13 protein-coding genes are annotated in these 19,836 nt (G+C 36.9%); 4 read left to right on the top strand and 9 right to left on the bottom strand.

What is annotated here, in order from left to right:
• Positions 1-192: 192 nt before the first annotated feature.
• Positions 193-1,980 (top strand): 1-deoxy-D-xylulose-5-phosphate synthase, encoded by a 1,788-nt coding sequence (locus tag OLM58_RS09830; protein ID WP_264532143.1) that lies wholly within the window; start codon positions 193-195, stop codon positions 1,978-1,980.
• A 31-nt stretch (positions 1,981-2,011) separates the two neighbouring features.
• On the top strand, positions 2,012-3,013 hold the full coding sequence (locus tag OLM58_RS09825; RefSeq protein WP_264532142.1) for a DUF3078 domain-containing protein: 1,002 nt from the start codon (positions 2,012-2,014) through the stop codon (positions 3,011-3,013).
• A 129-nt stretch (positions 3,014-3,142) separates the two neighbouring features.
• Here OLM58_RS09825 and OLM58_RS09820 read toward each other — a convergent pair whose 3' ends face one another.
• Both OLM58_RS09820 and OLM58_RS09815 read right to left on the bottom strand, forming a co-directional pair.
• A complete protein-coding gene (locus tag OLM58_RS09820; RefSeq protein ID WP_264532141.1) occupies positions 3,143-4,489 on the bottom strand; it encodes a deoxyguanosinetriphosphate triphosphohydrolase in 1,347 nt (448 codons plus the stop codon).
• 643 nt (positions 4,490-5,132) lie between these two features.
• Positions 5,133-5,711, bottom strand: a complete 579-nt coding sequence (locus OLM58_RS09815; RefSeq protein WP_264532140.1) for a porin family protein — start codon at positions 5,709-5,711, stop codon at positions 5,133-5,135.
• A 144-nt stretch (positions 5,712-5,855) separates the two neighbouring features.
• Here OLM58_RS09815 and gldA point away from each other — a divergent pair, with 144 nt between their 5' ends.
• Positions 5,856-6,752: a gliding motility-associated ABC transporter ATP-binding subunit GldA gene (gene gldA, locus OLM58_RS09810; protein ID WP_264532139.1), complete on the top strand. Its 897-nt coding sequence runs from the start codon at positions 5,856-5,858 to the stop codon at positions 6,750-6,752.
• A 491-nt stretch (positions 6,753-7,243) separates the two neighbouring features.
• Positions 7,244-9,367 carry an outer membrane beta-barrel family protein gene (locus OLM58_RS09805; protein ID WP_264532138.1) on the top strand — a complete coding sequence of 708 codons (2,124 nt, stop codon included), beginning with the start codon at positions 7,244-7,246 and terminating at the stop codon, positions 9,365-9,367.
• Positions 9,368-9,941: 574 nt separating this feature from the next.
• On the opposite strand, the gene OLM58_RS09800 is transcribed toward OLM58_RS09805, so the two are convergent.
• From OLM58_RS09800 to metF, 7 genes are all read right to left on the bottom strand, one after another.
• Positions 9,942-11,099: a PepSY-associated TM helix domain-containing protein gene (locus tag OLM58_RS09800; protein ID WP_264532137.1), complete on the bottom strand. Its 1,158-nt coding sequence runs from the start codon at positions 11,097-11,099 to the stop codon at positions 9,942-9,944.
• 91 nt (positions 11,100-11,190) lie between these two features.
• Positions 11,191-12,435 (bottom strand): DUF4374 domain-containing protein, encoded by a 1,245-nt coding sequence (locus OLM58_RS09795; protein WP_017497271.1) that lies wholly within the window; start codon positions 12,433-12,435, stop codon positions 11,191-11,193.
• 31 nt (positions 12,436-12,466) lie between these two features.
• Entirely contained in the window at positions 12,467-14,812 is a 2,346-nt protein-coding gene (locus tag OLM58_RS09790) for a TonB-dependent receptor plug domain-containing protein (RefSeq protein WP_264532136.1), read from the bottom strand.
• A 293-nt stretch (positions 14,813-15,105) separates the two neighbouring features.
• Positions 15,106-16,515, bottom strand: coding sequence for a pyridoxal phosphate-dependent decarboxylase family protein (locus tag OLM58_RS09785; protein ID WP_264532135.1), 1,410 nt, complete (start codon positions 16,513-16,515; stop codon positions 15,106-15,108).
• Positions 16,516-16,641: 126 nt separating this feature from the next.
• Complete coding sequence (locus tag OLM58_RS09780) at positions 16,642-17,865, bottom strand: dicarboxylate/amino acid:cation symporter (RefSeq protein WP_249966937.1); 1,224 nt, start codon at positions 17,863-17,865, stop codon at positions 16,642-16,644.
• Between the two features lie 168 nt (positions 17,866-18,033).
• Positions 18,034-18,693, bottom strand: a complete 660-nt coding sequence (locus tag OLM58_RS09775) for a class I SAM-dependent methyltransferase (protein WP_264532134.1) — start codon at positions 18,691-18,693, stop codon at positions 18,034-18,036.
• Between the two features lie 96 nt (positions 18,694-18,789).
• Positions 18,790-19,746 carry a methylenetetrahydrofolate reductase [NAD(P)H] gene (metF, locus tag OLM58_RS09770; RefSeq protein ID WP_264532133.1) on the bottom strand — a complete coding sequence of 319 codons (957 nt, stop codon included), beginning with the start codon at positions 19,744-19,746 and terminating at the stop codon, positions 18,790-18,792.
• Positions 19,747-19,836 lie beyond the last annotated feature (90 nt).

The following is a 19,836-nucleotide window of genomic DNA, read 5'->3' as shown; positions in this document are numbered from 1 at the left end:
GCTAATCAAAACTTAGCTTTTTCTGTAGAACTTAGTTCAATAAAATTAATCGCCTCATAAATAGCGTTTTTTTGAGGCAATTAACGCTATTAATTGTCTCATTTCTATAAAACTCCCCTATTTAAAGTTCCTGTTAAAAACTCAAAAAACAATAATTAAATTTAAAACCGTAAATTTGCTTTTTACCTTACAATGAAAAGTAACTTACTCTCCAACATATACAATCCCGCTGATTTACGCTTATTAACCGAAGCGCAGCTTTCTCAGGTTGCACAGGAATTACGCGATTTTATTATTGATGTTGTTTCGGTTAAAGAAGGGCATTTAGGCTCCAGTCTGGGTGTAATCGAATTGACCATTGCACTTCATTATGTGTTTAATACTCCTGACGATTTATTGGTTTGGGATGTTGGACATCAGGCTTACGGGCATAAAATTTTGACGGAAAGAAGGGAAATTTTTCATACGAACAGACAGCTTGAAGGTATTTCCGGTTTTCCAAAAAGAACCGAAAGTATTTATGACACATTTGGCGTAGGACATTCCTCTACTTCTATTTCAGCGGCGCTTGGAATGGCCATTGCTTCAAAACTAAAAGGTGATTTCGACAAACAGCATATAGCCGTAATTGGTGATGCTTCGATTGCTTCAGGAATGGCTTTTGAAGGTTTGAATCATGCCGGGGTTACAGATGCTAATCTTTTGGTCATTCTAAACGATAATGCTATCGGGATTGACCCAAGTGTAGGGGCTTTGAAAAAATATTTAACAGCGGTTAAAAACGGGAAAAATCCGAAACAGAATAACATCATCAAGTCGTTAAACTTTGATTATTCAGGGCCAATTGACGGTCATGACCTTCCTGCCTTAATCAAAGAGCTTAATCGTTTAAAGAAGATAAAAGGCCCTAAATTTCTACATATTGTAACCACAAAAGGAAAGGGTTTACAGCAGGCTGAAGAAAATCAGGTAAAATATCATGCTCCGGGAAAATTTGATGCTTCCACCGGAGAACTTTATTCCAAATCAGAAGAAAATTTACCTCCTAAATATCAGGACGTTTTTGGTCTTACGATCTTAGATTTAGCCAAAAAGAACGAAAAAATCATCGGAATCACTCCGGCAATGCCATCCGGAAGTTCTCTTAAATTTATGATGGATGAGATTCCCGAACGCGCTTTTGACGTTGGAATAGCCGAACAGCATGCAGTAACACTTGCTGCGGGAATGGTTACACAGGGAATGACGGTCTACTGCAATATTTATTCGACTTTTTTACAGCGCGCTTACGATCAGGTCATCCACGATGTCGCACTGCAAAACTTGCCTGTTATTTTTTGTCTTGACCGTGCCGGGTTAGTAGGCGAAGATGGTGCAACACATCATGGTGTTTTTGATATTGCCTATTTACGTGCGATTCCGAACCTGATTATTTATGCTCCTCTCAACGAAATTGACTTACAGAATATTTTATATACGGCACAATTGGGATTAAATCATCCCATCGCCATTCGATATCCAAGAGGCCGCGGCGTCATCCCAAATTGGGAAGTAGAAAATTTCGGACATTATAAAAAAATTGAAATTGGCACAGCAAACTGTTTAAAAGAGGGGACAAAAATCGCCGTTTTGTCTACCGGAACAATTGGAAATAATGTGATCGAAGCAATAAACAAATCTCAGAATCCAGAGGCCATTGCTCATTACGACCTCCCTTTTATTAAACCACTAGACACCAATACCTTAATCGGTGTTTTTTCAAGTTTCGAAAGGATAATTACGGTCGAAGACGGTACTGTAAATGGTGGTTTTGGAAGTGCCATTTTAGAGTTTGCAGCCTCACATAATTTCAAAAATACCATCGAGGTTTTGGGTATTCCGGACACGTTTATCGAGCATGGAACAGTTAATCAGTTACAACAATTGTGTAAAATTGACGTTAAAAGTTTAATAAATCTTTTTTCAAACGATACAAAATAATTATTTTGCGCTGTCAAAAAATAAAATCACAATGAAATTATTGCGTTCTACCCTTTTGCTTTTGCTGCTTTTGTGTACTTCAAATAACTTTGCTCAAATTATACAAACGACTTTGGATCCTGGTGAATTACCTGCACCTCCATCAAACTGGACCAAAAAAAATCAACTGGGCTTTGACATTTCCGAAATTGCTTTTGTAAACTGGAGCGCGGGGGGAACAAGCTCGATCTCGGGACTTTTTAAAGGTGAGTTCAACCGAACTTACATTAAAGGAAACCACAAATGGGCCAATGAACTTATTATAAAATACGGTTTAAACCAGCAGGACGGTACAGAATTGCGAAAAACCGATGATGCTTTTCTATTCAATTCAACCTATGGTTTTAGAAAAGATACGCTCTCAAATTGGTACTACTCGGCGAAATTCAACTTCAATACTCAATTTACTGATGGATACAATTATCCGAACAAGGATATTGCCATCTCCAGACCTTTTGCACCGGCTTATGTCTTCCTTGGAGCCGGAGCTGAAAATTCAGACAAAAAGAAAAACCGAACCTTATATTTCTCTCCAATAACCCTAAAAACCACCTTGGTTCTAGATCAGACTTTAGCCAATCAGGGAGCTTTTGGTGTGCGAAAAGCGACTTACATAGTGGATCCAATGGACCCAAGTTCTAAAATTTTAGTTGAAAACGGACAGAAGGTAAAAGCCGAATTTGGTATTCTGCTTACCGGATACATGAAAACCGAGATTTACAAAAACATCTTCTACGAAAACCGATTGAGTTTGTATACCGATTATCTAAACAAATTTGGAAACGTCGACGTAGATTATGATACCCGCCTGGATCTTGTAGTAAATGCTTATGTAAAAGCAAATATTGGTGTACACCTGGTGTACGATGATGATATCAAAACCAAAAAAGACGTTTGGGATCCTGCTACCGGAGCGACTTCGCAAGTTAACAACGGACCAAGAGCCCAGCTAAGACAAGTCTTAGGCGTGGGTCTGGTATATGCTTTTCAATAAAATATTAAACGTTGAAGTAATTCATTTTAACACATAGTGGCATAGGTTCTGTGTCGATAAAAAAGACCTTTTATTTTATATTTAAATCTCAATCATTTTCTTGTCAATTACACGCTACAACTTAGTGTATTAATTGTTTTTTCTGCCGTTGATGGTTTCAAACAATTCAAGGGCATTCCCGTCTGTTAGCAAAGAAACGTAATGACAAATATGCAGCAAACGTTCGTATAAATTGGTTTTATCTAAGTGATGTTTTTCAGGCAGCATTTTCAAAAGCAATTTGTCGTAGTTTGAAGCAGTTCCTTCATATTTGTTGTTAAAAGCAGTTATAAATTTATCCAACAGGGTTTGAATAATCTGATACCCTACAATTTCTTTTTCAACCACCTCGCGGCTTTGGTAGATTTTATCGACACTTAGTTTGATAATATCATCCATTTGCGCTTTGTATTTGCTCTTATCTGTTAAAGCAAAAGGAAATTTTCCATCCAAAATAGCTTCTTCATTTTCAACAAAAACATTTACAGCGTCATTTATCAATGTCCCGATAGCCAAAGCACGTAAATAGCTAATTCGGTCTTCTTTTGTTGTTAAAGTCTTGTATTTGGCTACTCCGATATTGTCTTTTACCAGTTTGATTAAGTATTCTAGGGCATAATCTTCTGAAACCAATCCCAGATTTATACCGTCTTCAAAATCAATAATGGTATAGCAGATATCATCGGCTGCTTCAACCAAATAGGCTAAAGGATGTCTTTCGAAACCAATATCATCTCCCGTTTTATTGACAATCATGCCCATATCGTTGGCCACTTCTTCAAAAAAAGATTTGTCAGTCTGAAAGAAACCGTATTTTTTGTCAGCGATATTCTGGGTAGGCTTTTTAGGCAAACTTTCTTTTGGATATTTCATAAAAGCGCCAAGCGTAGCATAGGAAATTCGAAGTCCTCCCTCAATTCCGGGACGGCTTGCTGTAAGCACCGAAAATCCATTGGCATTTCCTTCAAAATCAATCAAATCCTGCCACTGTTTTGGGGTTAACTGGTCTTTGTATTTTAAACCGTTTCCGATCGAAAAATACTCTCCAATTGCTTTCTCTCCTGAGTGTCCAAAGGGAGGATTTCCTATATCATGCGCCAGAGAAGCCGCAGCTACTATAGCGCCAAAATCGTTCATGTGATACCCGTGAACTTCTTTTAGATGAGGATATTTTTCGATGATTTTTTTCCCAACCAAACGCCCTAGCGAACGTCCGACCACCGAAACTTCTAAACTGTGTGTCAATCTGGTATGCACAAAATCGGTTTTCGAAAGCGGAATAACTTGTGTCTTATCCTGTAAAGAGCGAAATGCCGCCGAAAAGATTATTCTGTCATAATCAACTTCAAAACCCAAGCGGGTATCGTCCTGTTCTACACGTAATCTTTTGCTGGTATCGCCTTGGCGTTTGAGTGATAAAAGTTGTTCCCAGTTCATTTTCAATTTTAAATTTTAGATTTTAGACTTTTTGATCTAAACGCCAAAAATACGTTTTATTTTAGGATTTAATGGAATAAAAGAGGCCACAGATTAATTTGAATAAAAGATTAAATACTTTATTCGCCACGAATTCACGAATTAATCTAAACGCAATAATTAGTGAAATCTGTGGCAAGATATTATCTAAACACATAGAAACATAGATACTAACCGAAGAATAAAGGAAATCAAAAGAAATACATTTCTTTCACATAACAGTCTATCTGTTTTTAAACAAGTGAAACGCCTTATTTAAGTTTACAAAGACTATGTTTCTATGTGTTTAGATAATTTCACGCAACGCGTTTTTAGTGTAAATATATTTTGTTTTTTTTAGTGCCAACGGGCGAAGTCGAAGTTCTTGTAGTTATGATTTCTTTTCGACTTCGCCCGTTGGCATTTTTTTTAGCAGCACAAGTTTTTTTTTCAAAAGACCTTCAGTCCCGCTATCCGTTATATCTTTTATGGCGAACCCCGCCACAAAAGGATATCACTTCTATCGGGGCTAAACGACAAATTTTAGTTTTCATAAGGATAGTCTATAAACAAAAAAAGCACCCGCCGTGGCGGATGCTTTTCTGAAATTGAATACTATTTAAGATTAGAAGTTTTTAGAAACTCCAATGTTAAATGTTCTACCAAAATTAAAATCAAAGTTTTTAACTTCTGGTCCATTGTTATCATAGTTTAAAGTGTTGTACCCTAAACCACCAATGTTAAAGTTTAAACCAAAACCTTTTTTCATATCGATGAAAAGAGCTGGTGTTACACCAATGTACATACCGTCAGCTTTAGCAGTTGAAGTCATTGGCCCTGTGTACGTTTTTTGTTTTGCACTTTGGAAACCTGTTCCTAACTCAGCAAAGAAAGCGAAAGTTTGGTTCAATGGCATAGTGTAACGTAAAAATGCACCTAATTTAGTAGTGTTGTTTTTCACTTCGTTTACTCCACGCTCGTCTCTGCTTGAACCAAAAGAAGCCTCACCCCCTACAGTCCAGTTGTCGTGAAATTGGTAACCAACTTTTGGAGAAAAATCAAATTCATTCGTTTTAACCTCGTTGTTCCCTAAAGTTGTAGTTTGAGAAGTGTAACCAATACCACCACCAACTAAGATTGTTCCTTTTTGTGCGTTTGCAAAGCTAACCATAGCTAATGCAAGAACCACCAACATTTTTTTCATTATAAATTATTTTAAATTTGATATCCCTTTAACAAGAACGATGCCGTAACGACTGACTTTTATATTTTTTTTATGATTTCTTTAAAAGACAAAAATGTAGTAATCGAGCGTATTTCTGTTTACTTTTGTAGCAAATAAAAAGTCATGTCGATAGCAGTAAACAATATATCAAAAAGTTACGGAACGCAAAAAGCGCTAAATGAAATTTCATTCTCTATTGAAAAAGGAGAAATCGTCGGATTTTTGGGTCCAAACGGAGCCGGAAAATCTACATTAATGAAAATTTTGACAACCTATTTGCTGGCAGATAACGGCTCAGCCCTTGTAAACGGTCATGATGTCATGACGGATGCAAAGGCAGTTCAACGTTCTATTGGCTATTTACCGGAACATAATCCGTTGTATCTGGATTTGTATGTTCGTGAATATTTGGCTTTTAATGCCGATGTTTATCAGGTTCCGAAAACAAGAATTGAAGAAGTCATACAACTGACAGGACTGTCAGGTGAAAGTCATAAAAAAATAGGACAGCTCTCTAAAGGATACCGTCAGCGTGTGGGACTTGCCAATGCTTTACTGCACAATCCGGAGGTTTTAATTCTGGACGAACCCACTACCGGACTGGACCCTAACCAGTTAATGGAAATTCGAAATGTTATCAAAAATGTAGGGAAAGATAAAACTGTTTTTCTGTCTACTCATATCATGCAGGAAGTGGAAGCCATTTGCGATCGTGTCATTATTATTGACAAAGGACAAATTGTTGCCGACAAAAAACTAGACCATCTGGTATCTGAAAATGCGGAGCAAGTGATCGAGGTAGAATTCGATTATCAGGTAGAAGAACAGCTTCTGGCTAAACTTGAAAATATTACGGCCTACAAGAACACACACGATATGACCTGGGAACTGACTTTTGTTTCTGAAAAAGACATGCGTCCGGCTATTTTTGATTTTGCCAATGAAAATGGTTTAAAAACATTACAACTGAACCAGAAAAATAAAAACCTCGAAGCAGTTTTCAGAGAAATTACAAAGTAGAGGTTCCAGCCTTACTTCATTTTAAAATAAAAACCAATTTGTTCTATTATAGAATAAGTTGGTTTTTCTGCTTTTATTCCTCTCCTCATTTTTCATTTTCTCAAACTCTGTGATGTCTTGTCTTTACAGGCATTTTTCTTAAATTTTTAGTGTTTTCACAGATTTTATACTTTTCTTTAAAAATAGGAATCACTCAATATCAATGCTTTACATTATTTGTTGTAAATTTTAACTATATTTATTTAGACTTATTATAAATAGTGTTATATTTGACAACTGAAACTTCAAATAATCACTCATGTTTTCAATACTCACTCCTATAAAAGCCTCCCTATATAAGTTCTCGAACCGATTAGTCCTTCTTCAAAATACACTTTCTGACAAACTCGAGCAACTCGTTCTTCAGTAGAATATAGTTTTCGGAAAATATCAATTTGTTACTTATCCGCCCAAAATCAAAAATTACTTTACCCTCATCATTCCAAAATACCATGAAGAATATTATAACATCTATTGTACTTGCCTTTTCAGTCTACGGATATTCGCAGACCGAAAAAGGAAGAGACAGCATTGTCGAAACTTCGATTAATGCTTTAGATGAAATTGTAATCACAAAAAAGAAGGTTTTATATACTCAGAAATCAGATCGACTGGTTTTTAATGTAGAAAACAGCATTGTTTCTGAAGGCGGCACTGCTTTAGATGTTTTATCACGTGCTCCGGGCGTTGTCGTTTCTCAGGACGGCGAATTATCGATCCGCGGACAACAAGGTGTCGGAGTGATGATTAATGGTAAGTTAACACAGCTTTCACAAAAGGAACTAGCCAATTATTTAAAGTCAACTACCTCATCCAATATCAAACAAATTGAAGTGATTACTAATCCTTCTTCTAAATATGATGCGACCGGTAAAGCCGGAATTATTAATATTATTTTAAAGAAACCTAATGCGGGCGGACTTAAAGGAACGGTATTCACCAATTACGGAAGAGCCCGTAAGAACAGAACCAATTCAGGTGTTAATTTAAGCTACAACAAAGATAAATTTGGCGTTTACGGAAACTACAGTTATACCTTTAGAGGTGAAGAAGAACGTAAAGAATTCGATCAGATTCAATATACTGACAACACACGTCAAACTATTTCAACAAAAAACCATCAGACCTCGGTTACAGACGAACCGCTGACTTCTAATAATTTTAAAATTGGGACTACCTACGAAGTTTCTCCTAAAACGAATTTAGAAGTGTATATTGATGCCAAACTGGGGCGTTACGAAAACATCGCTAACGGTAGAAATACATTGCTAAATGCTTCAAATCAGGTGCAATTTGATGCTTTGACCTTCAACGACAGTAAAGAAAAGTGGAATGATTATACGTATGGCTTTTCAGGAGTGCATAAATTTAATACCGAGGGCAAAAACATGTCTTTTGATTTTGAGTATGAAACGTCAAAATTCAGATCGAATCAGTTTCAGAGTGCAAAAAATATAGATCCCGCTATTGCAGCTAACATTAATGATCGCAGGGGGTTTATTCCGTCGCAATTGAGTGTTTTTACAGGAAAAATTGATTTCGTCAATCCGTTAAAGGAAAAGCAGTCTATCGAATGGGGAGTCAAAGCCAGCGTGAAAAACAATGACAATCCATCTGTTTACGAGTATTACGACAATAATCAATGGATCGTTGATCCTAACTCAACCAATCATTTTGAGTACAAAGAACAAATTTATGCTGCCTATGCTAATTACAAATACCAACTGGAAAATTTAAATATCCAGGGAGGGTTAAGAACGGAATACACTGCGATTGAGATATTACAAAAAACCTTAAATCAAACTCATAAAGACGATTATTTAAAATGGTTTCCAAGTGTTTCTTTGAAATATGAGCTAAGCAACGACCATTCTTTGCACGCCTCCTACAGTAAAAGAATCAACAGACCGAGTCAGTTTGATTTGAATCCGTTTCGTTTTTACGATGATTCTTTTAATTATTCACAGGGAAATCCGAATTTGGTTCCGGAGATTACTCATTCGTCAGAAATTGGATACGCCTGGAAAAGTGCTTTTATGGCTTCGTTGTATTTCAGTAAAACCAAAGATGTTTTTACAGAGGTTTACGATTACAATCCCGCCAACAACACTACTGTAACTTCCCAAATTAACGTGAGCAAATCCTTTAATTATGGCGTAAATATTACCAACACAGCCGAAATTTACAAATGGTGGTCTGTTAATACGCTATTCAACATTTTCGAGAATAAGTTCATGGGGAATGTAGTGAATACGGATAAAATTGTTCCTATTGTTACTTTAAACCTTAGTGTACAGAACTCCTTTACGATCAGCGAGAGCCTAAAAGCTGAAGCTAACGCACAATATCAGTCCAAATCGAATCTTGGTATTTATGAAAGAGATGCTTTTTTTGATTTTAGTATTGGAATCTCGAAACAGGTACTGGCAAAGAAAGGAAGTATCAAATTTAATATTACGGACATTTTTAATACCAATAATTTTCACATCAATTCAGTCATAGCTCAAACGAGCATCAATAAAAGATATGATCTGGACAACCGTATTGCTACTATAGCGTTTACGTACAGAATTTAATATTTGGATCTTTAGTTTCCTTGTTTTTGTTTTTTTTTTGAATGAAAGAGCCTGTTTGTAGTTAGCAGGCTCTTTTTGTTTGTGGGGTTAACTGCAAAGCAAGTATGGCATTTTTGCTCGCAAAGACGCAATTCCAGAGCTTCGGTCAATGTGATTAAATTAAGAGATTTTAGAATGAAGATTAACGATTCTTGATTTCAGATGTTTGGAGTTGTACAAAATTGACAATTTCACTATTGAATAACAAGAGATCAAAAATCAAAAATCGTTAATCAAAAATCTTAAATCATTTTCCAGTGCTTTGTCTTGTTGAGATTATTTATCCTGCAGCACACCGCCACAAGTAAAAAGACCTTGAAAATGATATTGAAAACTTGGTCAGACTGAGCGAAGTCGAAGTCCCCCCAAAAAAAGTAGTCCTGCATACAAAAAATCGACTTCGCTTTGCCCGACGTGTCAGACTGAGCGAAGTCGAAGTCCCACAAAGCCAAAAAAAGTCTTTTGAGGAATTTTACTTCGCACAAAAGACTTTAAGGAAACTAACTAATACAAAACTGCTAAAATCAAATCAACACTAAGCTTTTGATTTTTGCTTTTTCTTTCTGCCCCACCAGATGTAAAATCCGGTAATTGGCAAACTGGCGCAGATTAAACTCCCGATGAAATAAATTATTTTGGTCGACAATCCTCCTATTGCACCAATATGAAGGCTGTAATTGGATCGCATCAACCAATCTGAAAAACGTTCATTACCAATATATTTTTCTGATTTTGGAAGTAATTCAAGCGTTTGGGAGTCAAAATACAGATCTCTCCAAATGCCTTTGTACATGTCCGTACAGGCATAAAAATCTTCTTTCGGATCATCGGGAAAATGGATGATAACCGCTTCTTTGTTTTCTTTGGCAATTTCCGTCCGAACCTTTTTCCAAATAAAATCGACAGCAGTCAGTTTGTCTAATTGCTCTTTGGACAAGGGCTCTTTTTTAACCGAAACCGTCTGCTCCTTTACCTCTGCCCATCCACCACTAATCCAATACGTACTTTCCCTTAGCCAATGAAAACTCATTAACAATCCGGTAAAAGAAATCAATAATGCCAAAATGAGCACATAAAAACCCATTACATTGTGCAAATCGTAGTTGAGGCGTTTGAACTTAGCCTCCCACTTTATTTTAAAACTACTGTTAATGGTTGTTTTGTTCCACTTTTTCGGAAACCACAATAGTAGTCCGCTAATCAATAAAAAGAAGAAAATAAAGGTTGCCCAGGCAGTTATCTGCGCTCCAATATCCCGCTCCAGCCAAAGATTTCGATGTCCTTCATCGATTATGTGAAAGAAATCTTCATGATCAACCATCCCGGTAATTTTCCCGTTATAGGGGTTTACATAAATCAACGAATCCGATTCGATATCGACTTTAACTGATTTGTCTAAACCATTATACCAGAAACCATGAATTTCTTTATTGGGCAGTACTTTTTGAACTGCTGCATAAATTTGAGAAGGAGGTAATAAGTGCTCAGGACTTTGAGCCTCGACATTGAGCCAGGGAGAGGTAAACTCTTTGATTTCTTGTTCAAAAACCAAAATACAACCGGTAATTGCCATGATGAATACAATTATTCCGGAAGCGAGTCCCAGCCATAAGTGCAGCCAGGCATTGATTTTACTAAAGCGTGATTTTCCTTTATTGGGTGGTTTACCTGTGCGGTTTTTAATAATATTCATTAAAATAGTAATTTATAACTAAGACAAAATTTATAAATAAAACGGCTTGAGGATTTTTAGCAATCCTCAAGCCGCTTAAAACTGTAGTAATTTAGTAGGTAAGTTTACCAATTGAAGGCAAATAAAGACCTTCTTTAATAAGTGCACCCGCTTTTGCAGTACCGGTTGCAATATCAATTTGGTACACACGAGCCTGATCGCCTGTTACAAAACTTTTGTATGCTTTTCCGTTCTCTACAAACATACTTCCCAATCCGAAGAATTCATCTCCGCCATGATCCGGTAATCCTGTAACTGCTAAAATTGTTTTGGCAGATAAATCCAATATTGCCGATTTGAAAATTGTTTTTGTGTTAAGGAAGCTGTACACAGAATTGGCAGCATCAACTTCGGTAGGGATATAGGAGATGAAAACTTTCTCTCCTCCTAAAGGATAAGCGGCAAGAACTTTACCTTTTAACGTACTTGACTGAAGATCGAAAAAGTACCCCGGATCAAACTTAGCATCACCTTTTCTAACACGTAAAACTCCTGATGAAACACCCGTAACCGGATAACCTCCTGCACGTGCATTAGAGGAGAACGTATAAATATCCCCTGATTCTGTCTGAACAATTCCGGTATTGGTATAATAAAGACCAATTGCAGTTGTTCTGGCATCTTTTATGGTGCTTACATATTCTAAAGAAGGATATTTGTACACTCTCATAGTAGCATCAGATGATAATACTTTATTGGTTCCGTCGCTTACATCTTTGGTATACACCGGAACAAAAAGTTTATCTCCTGAAACTGCCGCTCCTGTTGGCCAGTATAATATTTTTTTATTGGCCGGATTCACACTAAAATCGTTGAACTTACGGGCATCGATGGAAACAGTAGCAGGATTGTAAATCATCAATTCGTAATCGGATGAACTACCGTCCCAGGTAGCACCAATATTGATCAGTTTTTTATCATCCGTGTAACCTACAGCATAAGATGACTCGAAAGAAATTTTATCTCCCGCTCCCAGCTTTCCGGAATTGTTCAGACGAAACGATACTGACCCTTCGTCTTCTGTACTTAAGGCAAAAAATGTATTGTTCACAGGAAAACAACTTCCTCCCTGCTCAATTCCAACTCCTTTTGCACTAATTTCTCCGGTCATTAACTGATCAGTAGAATTAAAATCTAATATATACTGCGTATAATCGGCCAGCCAGTAAGATGCTACATATTTAGTTCCGTTTACAGTTGGTGTTTCATCTTTAGAGGAATCATCACTGCTGCATGAAAAGATAGAGCATGACAGAAAAGCCAATGCAAAGCATTTTGCGAATTTGTTTACAAACATGATTAATTATTATTTAGGATTATTATTTAAATTACTGTAGAAAGTATCTGAACTTCACCGAAAAAGCACGTCCCGGTTTTTGAACCTTAAAGTAGTCGTAAACCTTTATATCGGTAATATTTCTACACTCGAAAGCCAAATTGTATTTGCCGTTTAAAAAAGAATAGGCAACCATAGCATTCTGAGTAAATTGTTCCGGAATAGCTTTTTTGGTTTCCAGACTTCCCAGTACCGGCCAGGTCAGATAAAAAGCATCTATATAATTGGCGCTTACATTTAAAGAAAGTCTATCGTCCTGATGTCTGATGTTTTTAAAGTTAAAAGTCAGATCAGCGTTTCCGTAGAAGATCGGAACGTTAGGCAATTGTGCATCATACAAGGCATCAGGACTGGTTGTTCCTGCTTTGTATTTGTTTTTGTTAAGGCTCTTTTGATACGTTCCGTTTACTTCAAAATTTATTAAGTCTTTGTACCCGTATCTAAAAACGCCGTCAATACCTGTTATTTGCACGTTTTGAAGATTTTCAAAAACCGTTTTGTCTCCCTCCTGCTTTTCTCTGATAAAATCTTTTGCTTCTCTGTAAATGATACTCGTCTCAACATTAAAATGATTTTTGCTGTTCTGAGTATTAAAAGCCAGTCCCAGATTTGCATTATCACTACTTTCAGGTTTTAATCCGATGTTGCTGTTTACCGTAAGTCCGTCGCCCAGCATTTCTGTAGCAGAAGGCAAACGATACGCATGTTCATAAGAACCTTTAATTTGAAATTTATCTGTCAAATGGTATGCTGAAGTAGCGCCATAACCATAATTTGTTGATGAAGAAGATTGCGTTATGTTATTGGCGATCATTTGAGTTGCTAAATCAAACATTTTACCAAAGCCTGAAACAGCCAGTCGATTATCGAGACCGCTAAAATTATAACTTAACCCCAGAATATTTTTGTCAATAGTAGGTTCTCCCAGTTGTACAACTTTTAAATACTCATTTGTTTCTTTACGTTTGTAGCCCAAATAAGAGTAATTTACCGCTAGCGAATGCTGCTCATCTAACTGGTATTTTAAGTTTGTTGTCACCTGTGCATTAGCCTCGTCGTAAACGTATATTGTTTTGTTTCCTAATTCACCTTTATCATTTGCTCCGGCAAATTGTCTGTACACATAATTCCCTGTCCAGTCATACACTCGCGAAGAAGTATCTATCGAGCGGTTGTTTACTAAAGCATAAGTGGAGTTAATACTGAGGGACAATCCTTTAGTAAAAAGATCACTTTTTTTGAATTTCAAAGAGGTAATAAAACTTTGACTATCTGTAAAAGCCTGCCCTACTACTTTTTGCATTGTTCTTCCCTGCTGAATTTCTTTTTTATTGCCCGCAACGGCAAAACCAACAAGCAGATAATCGGCAAAACTCTTGTTTTTAAATCCTGCTTCTGCCATTATAGTTCCTGATTTATAGGCATCATGAAAATGCTTGTATTTTTGTTCCGGTAAAAACTTCGAGGTATTTTTATCCACCACACTTACATCTACCTTATAATCATTGTCGGCATAATTTGCAAAAGCGTTAATGTTGGCAATAAAACCATCCCGACCGGAGAATCTCGTATTTATTGCTGCTCTGTGAGTGTTAAACGATCCGTAACTATAAGAAGCATCGATGTAACGGTTTACATTTTTATTGGTTACAATATTAACAGCTCCTCCAAGTGCATCTGCTCCTAACTCTATAGGAACAACTCCTTTGTACACATCAATTCTCTCAGCCATATTTACCGGAATATTATTCAGCGTAAGAGCTGAACCATAACTGTCCATCGGTACACCGTCCAAAAAGAATCTAACCTGATTCCCGGAGAAACCATTCAGTGAAAAATTAAAAGCCGATCCCAATCCTCCATATTCCCGAATGCGGACTCCGGTGGTTTTATTCAACACCTGATTTAAATCGGCTGACGTATTGTAGGTTTTCTTTAAATCTATTGCTGTAATATTATACGCCTGTTCCCGTACCCTTTGAACTTTGGACTTTCCCGTTACTGCAACTTCGTTTAAAGCTGCCATATCTTCTTCCATCGTAACATTCTGAGTAGGCTTTCCTCCCAGCTTCAGAAAAATTGCCGTTTCTGTGGTTTTATAACCCACATGTGTAACCAGCAAAACATAATTTCCCGGCTTGGCACTAATTTTATACTCCCCTTTATTATTCGTCAGTGTACTGTATTCTGTTCCTTTTAAAGCTACCGAAACTCCTTCGGCAGTTTTCCCAAGATGATTAACAATAACTCCTGTTAAATTTACTTTGTCCTTTTGTGAGTACCCTTGAAGTGAAATAAAAAAAATGGCGATCAAGAGCATTAATCTACTTATTTGCATCTAATAAATTTTGGTTTGAAAATTAAATTAGCAACAAAATTAGGCTCTCAAAAGGTTTTTTCCAAGTTATTTTTAATTATTCTAAATAAGAATAGTGATTAACTTTTAAATAACAGAAAACATAACAAACAGATCAATACTTAAAGAATAATTAAATTTTACTTAAACTTTCCTTAAGAAATCATGAGATAAAAATTAAAAAATCCAGGCTGACCGCTCCTCAAATTTTCAAAAAAGGGCAAAAAAAAGCCCGACTAGAATCTAATCGGGCTTTAAAAATTTAGACTATCGAATTAAAAATCCAATTCAGAAATGGTCTTTTTTATCTCTTCAATAATTATTTTGATATCATTTTCAGTAGTGCGCCAATTGACAAAAGACGCTCTAATTCCTTTTCGGTTTTGATAAACGGTTGGCGTCATAAACACCTTTCCTGTGTCATTTAAATGCATCAAAAACGTACTTACATTGTCCTGATTATGGTCTCCTTTTAATGTAAAACAAACGTTATTCAGTCGGATTGGAGCCAACAGTTCGAAATTCTCTTCTTCGATAAGGGCGTTTGCAAAATGCAGTGCCAATGCCGTACTTTTCTCTACGATATCTTTAAATCCTTCTTTTCCGTAGGCCAGTAAAGAGAACCAAACCGGTAAAGCTCTTAATCGGCGTGAATTTTCAGGCAGCACATTCAGGTAATTAAAATTCTCCAGAGGATTCCCTAAATAAGGTGCGTTAGAATTTTGGAACGTCTCGATTTGCAGTCCAACATGCTCTTTTTTAATTAAATAAAAAGCACTTTCATAAGGCACGTTTAACCATTTGTGACAATCAATTGTAATACTGTCTGCACCTTCCCAGCCTTCTGTAAGATGTTTGAATTTTTCAGAAACTGCTGCAAAACCACCAAAAGCGGCATCAATATGCCACCAGAAATTGTATTTTTCTCTAAGTTTTGCAATAGCCACAAAATCATCAAAATCGGCTGTATTCACGGTTCCAGCGCTCGAAATCAGGATAAACGGCTCTCCATTTAAACTTTCTATATTCTTCTGCAGGTCGCCGATATCAATAGCTTCTCTATTGCCTTCTGCAGTTTTAAGCACCGTATAATTGTTACTTCCAATCCCCAGCATCGATAATGTTTTTATGGATGACGAATGAGGTGTTGCAGTTAAGATAGGTATGGGCCCGGATACTCCGTTTTTAGCAAAATCTTTTCCTGACTGGGCACCAATCCACTGTCTTGCCACTCCTAAACAGGTAAAATTTGACATGGTCGCTCCAGTCACAAATCCCCCTAAAAAAGATTCGGGAAGCTCTAATAACTGTCGCAATAAATGAATGGTCTCAAACTCGATTAGAGCCGAAGTTCCTCCTTGCGCCTTAACCGCCTGAGTATTCTGATCGTAAATTGTAGACAACCAGTCGCCCACAATAGAAGCTGGCGTTGATCCTCCGGTTACAAAACCTAAATACCTTGGCCCCGGAGAAGCTACCATCAATGGTGCCAATCTCTCCTTAAATTCTTCCAAAGCCCCTAATGACCCTAAGCCTGTCTCGTCTAGCTTTCGGGTTGGATCAATTGTGTTTTTACTGGAAGTTGGAACGTTTTCAAGATTGTCCAAAAACGCTATTCCGTGCTGTTTTGCTTTTTCCAGAATGTTTTCAAGATCGTTCAGATCATTTTGAAGTATTGAATTCATTGTAAACTACTTTTTATGCCTGGCTGTAAAACTTCTTTACTGCTAAAAATTAGCACACGGATTTTACAGGTTAAGCAGATTAACGCTGATTTTAGTATTAGATTTATTTGTTTTGAAAGACTGAAGCTACCACTTCGTTTTTTCGGAAAACCTCGAGACCACCATCGAACAAATGAGATCGCCATTGACATTTAGCAAAGTCGCTATCGGGTCGACCAGAGTTCCTAAAATCATAGCGACCGGCAGGGCTTGTTCCATTGGCAGGCCGTAAACTGTAATGGCCAGAACTTCTCCGATATAACCTCCATTTGGAATTCCACCTTCTACAATTGAAACGATTACGGTAATTCCGAGCGCCAAAAGTATGGTCGAAGGTGCCGTGAAATCTTTTCCAAACATGGCAAAAAGAACGGTTATTTTAAGGATAGAGGACATACTTGAACCGTCTTTATGCAAGGGCGCTCCAAGCGGAATGACCAAATTGCGAACGTGTTTAGGAATATTCATCTTCTCAGCGGCTTCCAGATTCGCAGGGATGGTGGCAATACTGCTGCAGGTTCCAACCGCCGTTAAAGCCGGCGTAATATTATTGCTCCAAAATACCACAAAAGCTCTTTTCCCTCCGGCCACTAAGGCGTACAAACTGAAAAATACAAAGAAATAGAATATACAGGCCGCATAATAAACCCCTAAAGGCTTGGCATAAACACCAAACAATTGCGGACCAAAAACTCCAACCTGATACGCAAAATAAGCCCCCAAACCAATTGGAGCCAATTTCATAATAAGGTTCAAAAGCTGCTTCATGACTTCGTTACCTGAATCAAGAAAACTTCTGAAAGCGCTTCCTTTTTCTCCGGATTGCAGACTGGCAAAACCAATTAGAAAAGAAAAAATAATAAGCGCCAGCATACTTTTTCGGGACAGTAATTCAAAGAAATCATTTACGGTAACCAGCTGTGCTATTTGCTCACCAATACTTCCTGATTGGATGTTTTCTATCGGGACTTTAGATAATATAATATTCTGATGAATTGGAAAAAGATATACTGCCAAAATCATTACAATTGCCGAAATTAAAATGGTGCTTAAAAAAACCAAAACCATGATTACAAACAGTTTTCCTAATTTCTCTGTTCTTTCCAGACTGGCAATTGAAGACGCAATGGTAAAGAAAATTAAAGGGATAATAGCCGTAAAGAGCAGATTGAGGAAAATATCTCCCAATGGTTTTATGACCTCAACTTTTTCCTTGAAAACTAATCCCAAAATACTTCCAAGCAAGATTCCGCCTAAAAGCAATAGAATACTGCTGTAACTTTTTAGAAAATCGATCTTTTTAATCTCCATAATTTTAAAGGATTACATTCAGAAATAGCAACATAAAATAAAGCCAATTAAATTACTCAAAAAAGGAGTACTAAAATTAACGGTATCATTTTTTTAATTCCAAAGAGTCAAATTACTTCGGAATCTATGAAAATATGCAAAAAAAATACGGTGAAGAAAATCAGGGGATCAACGTTTTCCTAATACCAAAGTGGTAAAATCTCTGTCTACCCATTCGCCCAGTTTACTTTTTACACTTTCAGTCAGCGTTTCTTTATGCACGACTTGGAAAGCTGTTTTCTCAATTAAACTTTCCGCTTTTTCAGTACTGTAAAGATTGAATTCAAACTGAGTAAAAGGCAGTTGTTTCATAAAACTTTCTTCGGCAAAGGTGATGCAAAAAGTACCCTCCGGTTTTAAAACTCTGTAAATTTCTGAGAGCAGCTTCTCCGGTTCCTGCCAAAAGTAAATGGTGTTTACCGTAAATATTTTATCAAAAGAGGCTTCTTCAAATGGAATATCGGTTCCACCATAAAGAGAAAAGTGAGCCTGCTTTTTAGCTACAAAAGCAATATTAATTTGTTGCGCTTCCTGACACATTAACTCCGACATTTCAAGTCCGTAGTAAGTCAGATCCTGGGCTTGCTCTAGTACATACTCTAAATGTCCGGCATTTCCGTGGCCTAATTCTAAAATTGCATTTCCCGATATTACGTGCAGATTTTGAACGGAATGGCGCGTCATATTGATGTTGATTTCATGCATCATATTCGCCATTTCTATTCCTTTTTCTCCTGTAGGATGCTTTAGCTGAGAGGCTATTGCCTGTAATTCTTCTTTTTTCATCATCTTTAAAATAAATTCAAAATTAATCCTAAAAAGCAATTATCGGTAAAATTTTGTCATTTCTACTACATCGAAATGACAAAATTTATGCATAAAATCTTAGAAAACCTGACGCGCAATCTGGCGGATATTCTCTGATTTCCCCATTGAATAATAATGTAAAACAGGAACTCCGGCAGCTTTTAATTCTAATGATTGCTGAACAGCCCACTCGATTCCGACTTGCTTGATTTCGGCATTGTTTTTACATTTATCTACAGCATCAATTAAATCCTCCGGCAAATCGATTCTAAAAATCTGAGGTAAAATCTGTAAATGTCTTTGAACGGCAATGGGCTTAATTCCCGGAATAATCGGAATTGTGATACCAATTTCTCTTGCTTTTTCTACAAAGGCAAAATATTTAGCATTATCAAAAAACATTTGGGTCACCACATAATCGGCTCCCGCATCTACTTTCTCTTTCAATCTTTTTAGATCAGATTGCAAAGAAGGAGATTCCAGGTGTTTTTCCGGATAACCCGCAACACCTATACAAAAATCGGCCTTATTATCAGCGTCCATTAATTCATGAAGATATTTTCCGCTGTTTAAGTTGTTGATCTGACGCACCAAATCAATAGCGTAACTATTCCCACCCGCTTTTGGCACAAAAGATTGCTCGTCTTTCATAGCGTCACCGCGAAGTGCCATTACATTATTGATTCCTAAATACTGGCAATCTACCAGCATGTATTCCGTTTCTTCCTGCGTAAATCCTCCGCAAAGCAAATGTGGCACCGTATCAACATTGTATTTATGTTTTATAGAAGCACAAATTCCAAGCGTTCCCGGACGCATACGTGTTAGCTTTTTATCTAAAAGTCCGTTTCCTTTATCAATATAGATATATTCTTCACGCGAAGTGGTTACATCAATAAATGGCGGTTTAAACTCCATCAACGGATCAATATTATCATACAATTCCTGAATGCTCTTCCCTTTTTGAGGCGGAATAAGTTCAAACGAGAATAATGTATTTCCTTTCGCGTTTTCTATATGTTCTGTTACTTTCATTCTTTTAATTATGAGTTATGAATTATGAGTTTTGAAAAATGGTGTAAAAAATCTGAATCAAAAAACATAAATCAAATATTGGTTGTTTCA

The sequence above is a fragment of the Flavobacterium sp. N502540 genome (genome assembly GCF_025947365.1).
In the GTDB taxonomy this organism is placed as follows: Bacteria; Bacteroidota; Bacteroidia; order Flavobacteriales; family Flavobacteriaceae; genus Flavobacterium.
This window is presented reverse-complemented; position numbering and strand designations above follow the sequence as displayed.

Excerpts from the sequence above, each read along its gene's own strand:
- OLM58_RS09830 (WP_264532143.1), top strand. The coding sequence starts at position 193 with ATGAAAAGTAACTTACTCTCCAACATATACAATCCCGCTGATTTACGC.
- OLM58_RS09775 (WP_264532134.1), bottom strand. The coding sequence starts at position 18,693 with ATGATGAAAAAAGAAGAATTACAGGCAATAGCCTCTCAGCTAAAGCAT.
- OLM58_RS09805 (WP_264532138.1), top strand. The coding sequence starts at position 7,244 with ATGAAGAATATTATAACATCTATTGTACTTGCCTTTTCAGTCTACGGA.
- OLM58_RS09820 (WP_264532141.1), bottom strand. The coding sequence starts at position 4,489 with ATGAACTGGGAACAACTTTTATCACTCAAACGCCAAGGCGATACCAGC.
- OLM58_RS09780 (WP_249966937.1), bottom strand. The coding sequence starts at position 17,865 with ATGGAGATTAAAAAGATCGATTTTCTAAAAAGTTACAGCAGTATTCTA.
- gldA (WP_264532139.1), top strand. The coding sequence starts at position 5,856 with ATGTCGATAGCAGTAAACAATATATCAAAAAGTTACGGAACGCAAAAA.
- OLM58_RS09825 (WP_264532142.1), top strand. The coding sequence starts at position 2,012 with ATGAAATTATTGCGTTCTACCCTTTTGCTTTTGCTGCTTTTGTGTACT.
- OLM58_RS09795 (WP_017497271.1), bottom strand. The coding sequence starts at position 12,435 with ATGTTTGTAAACAAATTCGCAAAATGCTTTGCATTGGCTTTTCTGTCA.
- OLM58_RS09790 (WP_264532136.1), bottom strand. The coding sequence starts at position 14,812 with ATGCAAATAAGTAGATTAATGCTCTTGATCGCCATTTTTTTTATTTCA.
- OLM58_RS09800 (WP_264532137.1), bottom strand. The coding sequence starts at position 11,099 with ATGAATATTATTAAAAACCGCACAGGTAAACCACCCAATAAAGGAAAA.
- metF (WP_264532133.1), bottom strand. The coding sequence starts at position 19,746 with ATGAAAGTAACAGAACATATAGAAAACGCGAAAGGAAATACATTATTC.
- OLM58_RS09785 (WP_264532135.1), bottom strand. The coding sequence starts at position 16,515 with ATGAATTCAATACTTCAAAATGATCTGAACGATCTTGAAAACATTCTG.
- OLM58_RS09815 (WP_264532140.1), bottom strand. The coding sequence starts at position 5,711 with ATGAAAAAAATGTTGGTGGTTCTTGCATTAGCTATGGTTAGCTTTGCA.